Source organism: Spirochaetota bacterium (genome assembly GCA_025061835.1).
Taxonomy (GTDB): Bacteria; Spirochaetota; Brevinematia; order DTOW01; family DTOW01; genus SKYB106.
The window spans coordinates 1-12074 of sequence record JANXAC010000032.1 but is presented as its reverse complement, the minus strand read 5'-3'; the positions used below and the strand labels follow the sequence as shown (position 1 = coordinate 12074).

The following is a 12074-nucleotide window of genomic DNA, read 5'->3' as shown; positions in this document are numbered from 1 at the left end:
AGGTGAAGTTAAAGTTGCACAAGGAGTATATACTCCTGGCAGTGGTTTGAATTCAAGTGATACAGGTTTCTCCATCACAACTAACGGACTTAAGGTCATAGGTGGATGGAATAGTGATTTTAGTTCAGTAGTTGGATATAGTGAGCTTGATGGTAACAATAACTTGTATCATATAGTTGTTATAGACGGTGTTGCTAATGCTCAGTTGAAAAACTTCGTTATAAGAAGAGGTTCTGCTAACGGCGGTGTCGCTAGTCAGACTAAAGGTGGGGGTATATACATCAAGAATTCATCTAGTTTGTTGATAGAAAATATAGTAGTTTCTAACAACACTGCTCAGTATGGTGGTGCTGGAATATTTCTAGAGAAGTCCTCGGGTAACACTCTTGTGAATATTACTCTTACTTCTAACTCAGCTATTAGTTATGGTGGTGCTATACATCTTGATGACTCTGATAACAACACAATTAATACTACAATATTGAATAATCTAGCAAGCTATGGTGCCGGGATTTACCTTACTGCTAACTCGTCAGGTAATTCCATATCAGGTGTTATAAGGAATAACAATTCTACTCAAAACGGCGGTGGTATTTATAATTGGAACTCACCTAATACTAGGATAGAAGGATCTATAATAAACAACAACGCACTCAACGGAGGTGCTATTTATATTCTCAATTCAGCAAATATTTCAATATTGAACAGTGTTATAACGAACAACTCATCAACCGGGTCAAAATCTGTAATACATCTTGAGAATAATGGAAATATAACAGGTCTTGTAATATCAAACTGTATTATCGGTAGCATTAGTGATACTGATTATATAGGTATACTTGAGGGTGGTACTTCTGATACTACTGGACATGTTCTTGCGGCTAATAAGTTTGTGACAAACAAGTTAAGGTATCTTTATAGAGAATATACAGGTAGTAGGTTGATAACTAACTTACCAGCAGATTGGATTAACATTAATAATACATCATTACTTGATACAGCATCTGGTTCAGATAACAACACAGTAGTTAGTTTCTAGGTTGTAATTCATGGCAAATGTATAATAAGATTAAAGCGTGTTAGATGAGAAGGAATTTGAAAACCATATAAAGGATAGAATAAAAGCCTCCTCAAACATAATGTCTGAAATAATACTGGGGGGACAGGATGGTCTTGTCAATACGCTAGGAGTTCTACTTGGAATCAGTGCTGCGACGAGTGATATAAGAATAATTCTAGCAGGTGCTCTTGCTGCTGCGTTTGCTGAAAGCATATCTATGGCTGCGGTTGCTTATACATCCAAACAGACAGAGTATGAAAACTACCTTTCAGAATTAAAAAGAGAAAGGGAAGACATAAAAAAGATGCCAGATATTGAAAAAGAGGAGATAAGAAGAATTTTCAAGAAATGGGGCGTATCCGACGAAGATACAGAGACTATGGTTAATATAATATCAAGAAACGAAGATGCTTGGGTTGAAATAATGATGGCTCACGAACTTGAGCTTGGTAAGGTTTCAAATGAAAAACCTATTAAGTTTGCTATTACAGTTGGTTTGTCTGCTCTAATAGGTTCATTTATTCCTGTAATGCCTATATTCATAGTTACACCTAACTATTTATGGATTGCTTCTTTGCTGGTGTCGGCACTGGTTCTTCTTGTGATTGGTTACATCAAGACCAAGATGACTATTGGGAGTCCTTTCAAAGGTGCGCTAAAACTTATGTTGATTGGAATACTATCCGCGATAGCAGGATACTTGATTGGTTATCTGATAGGGGGCGGCGTTGGATGATTACTTCAAATACAAACCTCTACTGTGTTATTGGTAACCCTATAAAACACTCAAAATCTCCTATCATACACAACTTCATCTTTGAGAAGATTGGAGTTGATGCAGTGTATCTCGCTTTTGAGATTAAGAATTTACAAGTATTCTTTGATTTCGTAAGAGATGTCGGCGTCAAAGGAGTAAGTATTACAATACCTCATAAGTTAGGTGCTACTAAACTTGTTGATAAACTTGATGAATTTTCTTCCAAAATTGGTGCTATAAATACTATCAAAAATGATAATGGAATTCTAATAGGCTATAATACTGATGTTCAAGGTGTTGTAAAGTCTTTTGAGACGCGAGGGATAAATACTCTTGAGAATAAGACTGCACTTTTAATAGGTAATGGCGGAGTTGCGAAGAGTGTTGCTTGGGCTTTTTGGACTATGAAGGTTGGTAGGATTATCGTTGCCGGTAGAAATACAGAAAAGTTAGTAGATTTCGCTAATGAAGTGAAGAAATACTTTAGTGAAGTTGAAGTGATAACTCTGGATAGAATTAATGATGTTATAAAGAGAGTTGATGTAATATCAAACTGCACGCCTGTTGGGATGTTTCCAAATGTTGATGAGACACCTATAGATTTGACATTAGTTTCTGAAGAGCATATAGTTTTTGATACGATCTACAATCCTATTGATACAAAATTAATAACTCATTCAAGAAACATAGGTGCTAGGACTGTTTATGGTATTGATATGTTTGTTTTTCAAGCACTTGAGCAAGATAGGATATGGTTTGACAATCCTCAAGTTTATTCCTTCAAAGATGCCGTTATAAACCTTTTAAATCACTCTTACTGAAGACCTCTGCGGTGAATACATATATCTCTGTGTCTTCTTTTCTGTAATCATTAGGATGCAATCCTGCTTTGATACAGGTATGTTGTAAAAATGTCAGTTTGTCCCATCTGTGTTCTACTGCAACCTGTGGTAGTAATAGTCCTTGATAAGGTCCTCTCCTTACAATTATTCCATGCTTACCAACTTCAATTTCGGCAATTGAAGAAATCTTCTTTGGTTCTGAAAGTATAGATACTTCTATCTCAATCTCATCAAGTTCTTCTTTCTTAAGAGGGTCAAACCTAGGGTCTCTCGTAGCGGATGATATTGTAGCATCAATTAGAAGTCTTGAGAACTCTTTAACTGGCGTTATATAGCCTATACAACCTCTTAATTCACCTTTCTTTAGAAGAGTTACGAAAACTCCATTGTTTAAACCTAACTTTTCTACTATCTTCCTTTGTTTTTCTACTTCATGCTTCTTTTCTGGTTTAAAAAGAGACTCAAGAGTAAGTTCTGCCAACTTGATTATTTGACTTTTTTCACTTAAGTTTAACATACCTAACATTATAATTATAAATGATTTATAGTGTCCTAATTTTAGAAATTAGAAAGTCTTGAGTAATTATCCGATGCCGTATGAGAAAGAGTGTTTTTGAGAATCACAAGGTTAATTACATTTCTAATAGTGTGTGCAAAAGTAATGTTTGCTAATTAAAGGATAAGTTTTACTGTTTTTGCTAGTTGCTAATCCTAGATAGTTCTAGTTGTGTTTTACTATCAAGCACTAGGTTGTGATTCTGGTAATGAGAAGAAATCAATTGTATATAGCAGCCATGCTACCCATATGAGTATAAATCCAACTAGTATTATTGATAACCAACCACCTAGTTTAAATAAGATTGACGCTTCTTTGAACCTAAGGTTACTAAAACTTTCATTTAGCATGTCAGAAACCTTGCTCATCTTTAAGCCGTATATTATCATAAGTATCCAAGATGCTATAGCTGATAATATTACTACAATCAGAATTCTGGGTCCTATAGAGTAAAGAGAGTTTAATAATACATTCAAATATTCGGTATCTTCTGTATCTATCGTGAAAGATATTGAGAGTGAACCTATTAAGCCTAATACACTTAGTCCTATCGTAGCTATGAGCACTATAGAGATGACTATAATACCTACTGCCAATGTAACGATACCTTTCAATGCCTCCCAGAATATCTCTTTTTTATTTAATTGGCTAGCAATACTGTGTATTCCAACGAGAAATAAAACTATTCCAACTAGCCCAGATAGGTTTAAGAGAGGTTTCCAAAATACGATTGGTGAGATCACAATAAGTAGTGAACCAACGGCAGACAAAGTTTTTGAAGTTTTATCCATATCAACATATCTCCTTCTGTATCACAACAAAATAGTAAATGAATGATGCTTAGTTTGCAATAACTTTCTGTCTAGGAGATGACAAGTTTGATAGTATTTGATGTGAAATTAATATTCTTTGACTTGTAAAGTTATATCTTGTTGTGAAATTAGCATTCTTTGACTTGTGGAGTTATATATTGTTTTCAGATACTACTGACTTTGCTCCAGATTTCAGTTTGATAGTATAGGACTTCTTTATTTACAAATTATTCATCGGAGGTCAAAATGAAGAAATTACATCTAGTTTTGGGGGTATTATCTGTTGTCTTAATATTTTTATCTATTTCTCTATCTGTCTTAATATCACTAAAGATCTTTGAGGGTGCTTTATATGTATTAGAGTTAGCTTTGATGATCTCTCTATCGCTTTTATCGTTTTTAGTGATATTCAGTTTCGTATATTATACTAACGCCTTGAGATTTTTTGACCGCCAGATAAAGGCTATTACAGTATCTACAAGTGAAGGTAGAGTAGTTAAAACTGGTGACGAAATTTTAGATAACCTAGTTGAGGTAATAAGCAATCACTTGGATGAGAAATCTAAACTGAAGGATGAACTAGAACACGCTAGAAAGGAAAATCAATCACTTAAGGAGTACATATCTTTTATTGAACAGGGAGATATTATTGCAAAACACAAGTTGGAATCTAATGAAACGAGAGTTTTAGTTGCCAAAGCTGAAAAAAAACTAGGTAAACTCTTGAATTCATTTTTTATGGTACTCACAAAAATATCCAACCTAGTATATGAGGGGTCTAAGATTACTTTTTACCTTGATGAAGATATAAAAAAAGTAGATAGGGATTTCAACGAGATTACAATCTTGACTAATGATCTTTCAAAGTCTTTCGTTCAACTATCTCAATCTCTGAATGAGTTTCTTAGTATTGCAATGGAATCTCATAATAAGTTTGACAAATTTCTAGAAATTTCTTCCTCTCTTGAGTCCTCTTGGAAGAAAACTTATTCTTCATACTCAGAGGCTACAAGGTTAAATAAGGAAATGTTTAATGAGATTAACGATGTTATCAACACTGCTAAGGTAATATCTGATATTTCTGAGCAGACGCTAATATTGGCTATGAATGCTTTGATTGAGTCTTCAAAAGTAGGAGATGTGGGAAAGGGTTTTTCAGTTATCGCGGATGAAATAAGGAGACTATCCGAAAATGTAAGTAAATTCTCAAAAAATATAACTGAAAAACTTCAATCTATCAAAGGTAAATCAAATCTAATGACCATATCAATTGAAAATATATCCAGTGAAAGCAACACAATAGAGTCTTATGCCAAAAACATAGAAGAGATGTCACTGGATACTAGAAACAGTTTTGGGAAGATTATAGACACAACTGAATTTCTATCATCAAGTATCAATGATGTTTCATACAAAATTTACAATACGACTGATAAGATATCTTTATTTAAAAAGACCATGGATATGATGATAAAAGAAAGAATAAGTCCTATGAAGATGTCTATCTCTAGTGCTTCAGAGTTCCTAGATGATTTCAGGCTCGTTCTTTCTAACGAAGTAAAGGTCAAGAATGATAGTATGTTAGTATCACTTGCCATAGCAGACCATGTGTTATGGGTTGCTAGGCTCAAAGGTTTCATAGACGGTAAATCTACCATAGATGAAAGTGTAGTTTTTGATCACACAAAGTGTAGGTTGGGAAAATGGTATTATTCTGAGGGTATTGTCAAGTATTCACAATTTCCTGAGTTTAAGAGCATTGAGAAACCTCACGAAAGATTACATTCCACTGGCAAGGAAATTGTTGAAGTTATCCAAACAGACCGACAAAAGGCGAATGAGTTATTCAATGAGATAATCAAATACTCAAGTTTAATAGTGGAAGGTTTGTCAAAACTCCTTGAAAGAACAACTACTGAAGATGTTCCCGAATAAACTACAAAATTTTGGTGTAAAAACTTTTCTTCCTAAAAGTTTCCGAATATGGGTAGTCAAGTCTACGAGTAGGTAAGCATCTTAAAGTCATCCTCCAAAGAGGACTCTGAATAATCTATTTAGACCTTTATCTTCATCCTTGACTTTCATATTCTCAAGTCGTTGGGCAACGTGTTTTAAGTGGATTGTTGCTTGTGAGTTTGGGAATTCTATTACGAATGGTTTCTGCCTCCTTACTGAAAATTCAACTGCTGTGTCTTCAGGTATGAACCCAAGACTTTCTATTTTGACGCCTAGGAATTGTCCGGCTACGGTTGATATTCTGTCTGCTATCTTTATTCCTTCAGAAGGGTTCTTGACCCTATTAACGATAAGTTTCATATTGGAAGAGAGTTTTAGCGACTCTGTTGAGATTGCTTTTATTATACCGTAAGCATCAGTTATAGCGGTAGGTTCGGGTGTTGTAACTATTATTGCCTCATGAGATGCAAGAATGAATGATATTACATTCCTACCTATACCTGCTGCTGTGTCTATTATCAGTACATCATAATCAGACAACTCCTTGAGTTCTTCTATAAATTTCTTTCTCTCCAAGTCCTCAAGTTCTGCAAGTTGTGTAAATCCAGAGCCTGTGGCGATTATATCTATTCCTATTTCGTTGTTTCTTATTATAGCATCTTTAAGGGGGATCCCTCCTTTCATAACATGGTATAGGTTATATTTTGGAATTATACCTAAAACGACATTAACATTCCCAAGTCCAAGGTCTCCATCAAGAACTAGGACTCTTTTCCCCATTTTTGAATATAGTATCCCAAGGTTTATGGATATGTTGGTCTTACCGACACCACCTTTGCCACTGGCTACTGATATTATTTTTGGTTTCTCAACAGGAGTTGTGTTGCCTAATGCTTTTTGTAATCCTTTTAACTGCTCCTCAATTATCATATACTCCTCCTCTCATCAAGAGCCATATATACCAGATCCATCGGTCTCAAGGTTGTTATATCTGCTTCAACCCTTTGACCGTTAGTCACAAACGATAGAGGAACTTGTGTTTCATAAAGAACTGCAACTGACGATCCCAGTGTATTAGTTTCGTCAATCTTTGAAAGAATTATATTATTGTATTCTACTACGGAGTATCTGTTGATAATATCAAGCATGTCCTTGTATTTGGTAACTGCACTTATAACAAGCGAGACTAGTAAATCATATTTCTTCATAACCTTAATATGTTCTTTTAAGTCGTTTATAGTCAAAGTGTCCTTTTGGCTTGTTCCTGCAGTATCTACAAATATAATATCTGTGTCTGCAGAAAACAAGTTTAGTGACTCTTTGAGTTCTTCTTCATTTCTTATTGACTTCATGGGAACTTTAAATATCTCTGCAAAGGACTTCAGTTGAAAAGAAGCACCTGCCTTGTATTTGTCAAGTGAGAAAAAGACAAACTTTTTGCCTTTTGAAGCACCCCACTGTAATGCTAGTTTTACAATGGTAGTTGTTTTACCGACACCAGTAGGTCCTACAAGGACTACTATCTTTGGTCTTTTGTTTATCACAAGTTCAGTTGAAGCTACTTTTATGTTACTTGATATTATTGACTTTGCTTTGTCGTATATAGTGTAAAAGTTTTGTTTTTCTTCTTCTGTTAACTCATTGTCAATGTTTTGAATTATCTTTTCAATGAACCCTATAGGAAAGTCTCTATCTTCCATCTGCTTCTTTAGCATATCAAAGTTAGCCTCTTTAGCCTTCAAGTAGGATGATGTTATCTCTCTTATCTTCTTATTTTCTATCATCACATCCTGTATCATTTTCTTGATATTCTCTATCTCTTTGTATAAGTTAGTATTATGTTCAGTCTGTTCCTTTATTTGTAATGATGATTGCTTTGGTTGTTCAACATCTTTGCTTACACGGTCGTTGTCTAATACTTGTATCCAAACCTGGTAAACAGTTTTGCTACCTATCCCCAAAAAACCTTTTTTCCTTATAGGTTTCTTTGAAAGAATTATAATTCTATCAGCGGATATATTTCTCTTCTTCATCTCCTCGTATAGTTTAGGTCTTAATTCAGACATATTATCAACTTCTATGCTAAAATAATTCATACCTCAGCCTCTGCTGGTGATAGTTTCAAGGATACAAAATCAAACTGTTCTACACTAAAAGGTGGAACAACCTCATTGTATGACAAAACAACCAAATTCTTATATGTCCTTATCGTGACTTCCTTGACCAATCTTCTTATCCTAGTTGAACAGAGAACCACAGGTGTAAGACCTCTCTCTATCATATTTTTAATCTTTTCTGATAAAACATTCAAGAAATCCCTGAGTAGATTAGGTGGGACTGCATATATAAACCCCGATTCTGTTTCTCTTATATATCCTGCTAGCGTTTCTTCCAATTCTGGGTCAAATATTATGACAGTTATAGTGTTGCTCGTATCGGCGTATTTCTGTAGTATTTGTCTTGAAATTGCCTGTCTTACATTTTCAGTGATTACTTCAGGATTTTTGGTATATTCTAGAGAGTCTGCGATCGCTTCAAGGATTGGAATGATATTTCTTATTGAAACTCCTTCCCTAAGTAGATTTTGTAAAACCTTTTGTATTATTCCAAGGTTCTTATTCGGCTCAACTGAATCAATTACCGCAGGATAAGTGTTCTTGAGGGTATCAAGTATTGATTTAACTTCCTGTCTTCCGAGAAATTCACTTGAGTTCTCTTTTACAATCTCGGTAAGGTGGGTCGCAACAACAGAGATGGCGTCAAATACGTCAAGTCCATATGCTTCCGCTTGCTTTTTGTTGTCTTGAGTTATCCATTTAGCAGGTAGTCCAAAAGCAGGTTCTTTAACATCAATACCTGGAATATTAGCCTCTTTAGGAGGGTTAATAATCAAAAATCTATCAGGATAAACTTTGTATCTCTTTATCTCTGAACCTTTTATCTTGACGAGATACTCATTCGGGTCAAGTGAAACATTATCCTTTATTCTTACAGGTGGAACTAAGACCCCTAATTCTTGACCGATCCTCCTCCTTATAAGTTTTATTCTATCAACCAAGTCTCCTCCTTGCTCTTTATCAACGAGTGGTATAAGGTTGTATCCTATCTCTATCTCCATAGGCTCAACAGAAAGAACTTCTTCAATAGTTTCAGCCTGCTTCTCCTTCTTTTCCTTCTCTTTCTCAATCTTTTCTTTCTCTTCTCTCTCTTTCATCTTCCTTTCCATCGTTATCCCAAGCCATACAAGCCCAGCACCGATAGCGAAAAGTTGTAGTGTTGGAAATCCTGGCAGTATCCCCATAACTCCTAGAAATCCACCTGTTATATACATTATTCTTGGTTGTATGGTGAGTTGTTTTATGACATCACTGCCGAAATCCTCTCCGGCAGCGGACCTCGTAACGATTATACCAGTCGCAGTTGACATTAATAATGCTGGAATTTGAGTTGATATTCCATCACCTACTGCGAATATGATATAATTGTTTATAGCAGCGTTTATATCTTCTCCTCTAAAGGCAAGACCTACTATCAGACCTCCAATGATATTCACAAAAACAATTATCAGAGAAACGATAGCATCACCTTGAACGAACCTTGAAGCACCGTCCATAGCACCGTAGAAGTCTGCTTCCATACGCAACTCTTGCCTTCTCTTTCTTGCTTCTTCTTCAGTAATCAATCCTGCGTTTAGGTCTTCGTTTATACTCAACTGCTTACCGGGCAAAGCATCAAGTGTGAATCTTGCCGCAACTTCTGATACTCTAGTTGCTCCTCGTGTTATGACTATAAGTTGAACTATTACCAGAATGATAAATATCACAAGTCCTATGACGATATTGTTTCCAACGACGAAATTACCAAAAGCCTTTATTATCTCAACATCTAGAGCAGCACCTTTTGATAGAATAGCACGGGTTGTTGATATATTCAACCCTATTCGGAATATCGTCACTATAAGGAGTAGTGTTGGAAATACAAAGAAGTCGGCAGGTTTTTTGACGTAGAAGGTAGTAAGGAATATACCAAGCGTTATAGTTATATTGATTGCAATTAGAGCATCAAGGATAATAGATGGTAGCGGAACTACCATCATAACTACAGCGATGACTGATGCTACCGCAACCGCTATGTCCATTGAGAACCTGCGAGGAAGTATATCCAACTAAAGTTCCCCTCCCATTTCTTACAACTAATTTTAAACTTCTCATACCTTGCTTTCAATATGAAACGACTGAAGTTTGTAAGAGAATTTGGTGAAAATTGATGTGAAGAAGCATAAATAAATAGGAAAACTATAAATCACTCTGCAAGTAGGATTGGTAATTACTTAGATAAGTTATGAAAATGAAATGTTCAGAATACTTTTCAACAAAGAGTACCAAATTCTTGACCAAACTTCGGATTAGCAAATAGAAAATGTTTATTGAGTTTCTTTATCATAGTTTTAATACTTACGAGGTGGTATTATGAGAAAATTCAGGTTTGGTTTTGCTTTTAGGAGCACTCTGTTGGTATCAGTGATATTTTTTTCTGTAATATTTGGGGCGTCTTTGTTTGTGATGGAAATGTTTTACATGACATTTAGGACATACACTGAAAATATGTTGAAAGTTATAAACAAAGGCTTCAAGCAAGACTACTTTGACTGGGCCGTTAGAACTATCAAAGATTATGGTGATACGATCATAAAGAACAATTTTGATGAATATAACTTTTTTAAGGATTCAATAGAAAGTTCTATGACAATCACAGCAATCGGTGAAGTCCACTCAACTGGAACAGATAAGTATGATACTGGCAAGATTTTTATAGTGTCTCTATTCTATTGGGATGGAGAAAAATTATTTTCTGAAGAAAGACAACTTCAAAATTCAGATTTCATTAATCTTGTTGAAGAAAATATGAAAAATATGAAAGCTGGCGATAACAAAATACTTATCTCTGATATGTTCCCCTTTCCAACATATGTATATAAACTCAAACAAGGAGTTATTGGTTGTGTTTTACATCCAGAATTATATAATACGTTTTGGTTGAAAAATGTTTTCAGAAACACAAAAGTTAACTTTTATGCTCTTCTTGCTAGAAAGGATGAGAATGAAAGGGATGAAGTTTCTATTGGTAATTTTAAAAAGGTTATAAGCGAAATGGAGACAACTCAAATAGAATTTGAAACTGTCTATAGGACACTAAGCCAAAAAGTTGATAAGGGGGAGGAACTTGATGTTGTTTCTGGAACATACGCTGATAGAATAAAGTTCCATATTTATCAAGACTATGGAGATTTTTTCTTCAAAGCCATAATAGGTATTCCTATGAGAGGAGTCCTCTACCTTACTACTTTTGAGGTGTCTCTACTAATCAGTATTCCGATAGTGATAATACTAATAATAATAATGTCAATTTTGAATAGGAGTGTTTTTACTAGGATACGAGACCTAAGCGAGAGAATGTCAGAATTGGGCAAGAGTGGTGGAGACCTTTCCTACAGGATAGAAGCAAAAACTGGAATATCAGAAGTCAGGGAGGTTGCGGAGAACATAAACAACTTCCTTGATGCAGTTGAGGAGATAGTCAAAAAGAGCAAAAGCACATTCAGAGACGTTGAACAAAATATCCAGGTCCTGTCAGAACTCGGCGAGGAGGTTGTCAGAGTTAGCGAGGTTATCTCAAAGCAGGATGAGGTGAGGCAGATGATTGAGGAGATAAACGCAATGTCTGGTGAGGTTGGAACCACCGTTGAGGAGATGTTAAGAACTGTTGAGACTATCAGAAACAATGTAGAGAGACAATACTCTATGATAGAGGAGATGAGTGGGATGGTTGAGGAGACGATAATGACGGTGAGTAATGTCGGCAAGAGGATTGAGAGGGCAAATGAACTACTCTCAAACCTTCGTGATGAGGCATTGAGGAGCAGTGCGAGTGTGAGGAAGAATGTTGAGGAGGTCAGGGATGTGAATATGTTTCTGGGTAATGTGCTTGAGGTGGTGGATGTGATAAAGGGTATAAGCGACAGGATAGAGGTGTTGTCAATGAATGCTGGTATTGAGGCGGCGCATGCTGGGGAGGCTGGTAGGGGTTTTGC

General features: G+C 35.5%; 10 protein-coding genes. 5 read left to right on the top strand and 5 right to left on the bottom strand.

Translation table 11 applies throughout. The annotated features are described in order from the left end of the window. From NZ579_07865 to aroE, 3 genes are all read left to right on the top strand, one after another. On the top strand, window positions 1-1039 hold a 1039-nt coding region (locus NZ579_07865; protein ID MCS7299850.1), incomplete at its 5' end, for a right-handed parallel beta-helix repeat-containing protein. A gap of 37 nt (window positions 1040-1076) precedes the next feature. After that, on the top strand, window positions 1077-1796 hold the full coding sequence (locus NZ579_07860) for a VIT1/CCC1 transporter family protein (protein MCS7299849.1): 720 nt from the start codon (window positions 1077-1079) through the stop codon (window positions 1794-1796). Further along, window positions 1793-2638 carry a shikimate dehydrogenase gene (gene aroE / locus NZ579_07855; protein MCS7299848.1) on the top strand — a complete coding sequence of 282 codons (846 nt, stop codon included), beginning with the start codon at window positions 1793-1795 and terminating at the stop codon, window positions 2636-2638. The genes NZ579_07860 and aroE overlap by 4 nt, the downstream gene beginning before the upstream one ends. Here the strand turns inward: aroE and amrA are convergent. Continuing rightward, window positions 2610-3176, bottom strand: coding sequence for an AmmeMemoRadiSam system protein A (gene amrA / locus NZ579_07850; protein MCS7299847.1), 567 nt, complete (start codon window positions 3174-3176; stop codon window positions 2610-2612). The genes aroE and amrA overlap by 29 nt on opposite strands. Before the next feature lie 221 nt (window positions 3177-3397). Beyond that, complete coding sequence (locus tag NZ579_07845; protein MCS7299846.1) at window positions 3398-4006, bottom strand: DUF996 domain-containing protein; 609 nt, start codon at window positions 4004-4006, stop codon at window positions 3398-3400. A gap of 267 nt (window positions 4007-4273) precedes the next feature. On the opposite strand from NZ579_07845, the gene NZ579_07840 reads away from it, so the two are divergent. After that, window positions 4274-5962, top strand: a complete 1689-nt coding sequence (locus tag NZ579_07840) for a methyl-accepting chemotaxis protein (GenBank protein MCS7299845.1) — start codon at window positions 4274-4276, stop codon at window positions 5960-5962. A gap of 87 nt (window positions 5963-6049) precedes the next feature. Here the strand turns inward: NZ579_07840 and NZ579_07835 are convergent, their stop codons facing one another. The 3 genes from NZ579_07835 to flhA are packed head-to-tail and all read right to left on the bottom strand — an operon-like array spanning window position 6050 to window position 10148. Further along, window positions 6050-6913 (bottom strand): MinD/ParA family protein, encoded by an 864-nt coding sequence (locus tag NZ579_07835; GenBank protein ID MCS7299844.1) that lies wholly within the window; start codon window positions 6911-6913, stop codon window positions 6050-6052. Next, the gene (locus tag NZ579_07830) at window positions 6910-8079 is read right to left on the bottom strand and encodes a hypothetical protein (protein MCS7299843.1); all 1170 of its coding nucleotides are present in this window, start codon (window positions 8077-8079) and stop codon (window positions 6910-6912) included. The genes NZ579_07835 and NZ579_07830 overlap by 4 nt, the downstream gene beginning before the upstream one ends. After that, on the bottom strand, window positions 8076-10148 hold the full coding sequence (gene flhA / locus NZ579_07825; GenBank protein ID MCS7299842.1) for a flagellar biosynthesis protein FlhA: 2073 nt from the start codon (window positions 10146-10148) through the stop codon (window positions 8076-8078). The genes NZ579_07830 and flhA overlap by 4 nt, the downstream gene beginning before the upstream one ends. Window positions 10149-10452: 304 nt before the next feature. On the opposite strand from flhA, the gene NZ579_07820 reads away from it, so the two are divergent. Then, window positions 10453-12074 (top strand): methyl-accepting chemotaxis protein (locus NZ579_07820; protein ID MCS7299841.1); only part of this gene is annotated, 1622 nt, incomplete at its 3' end.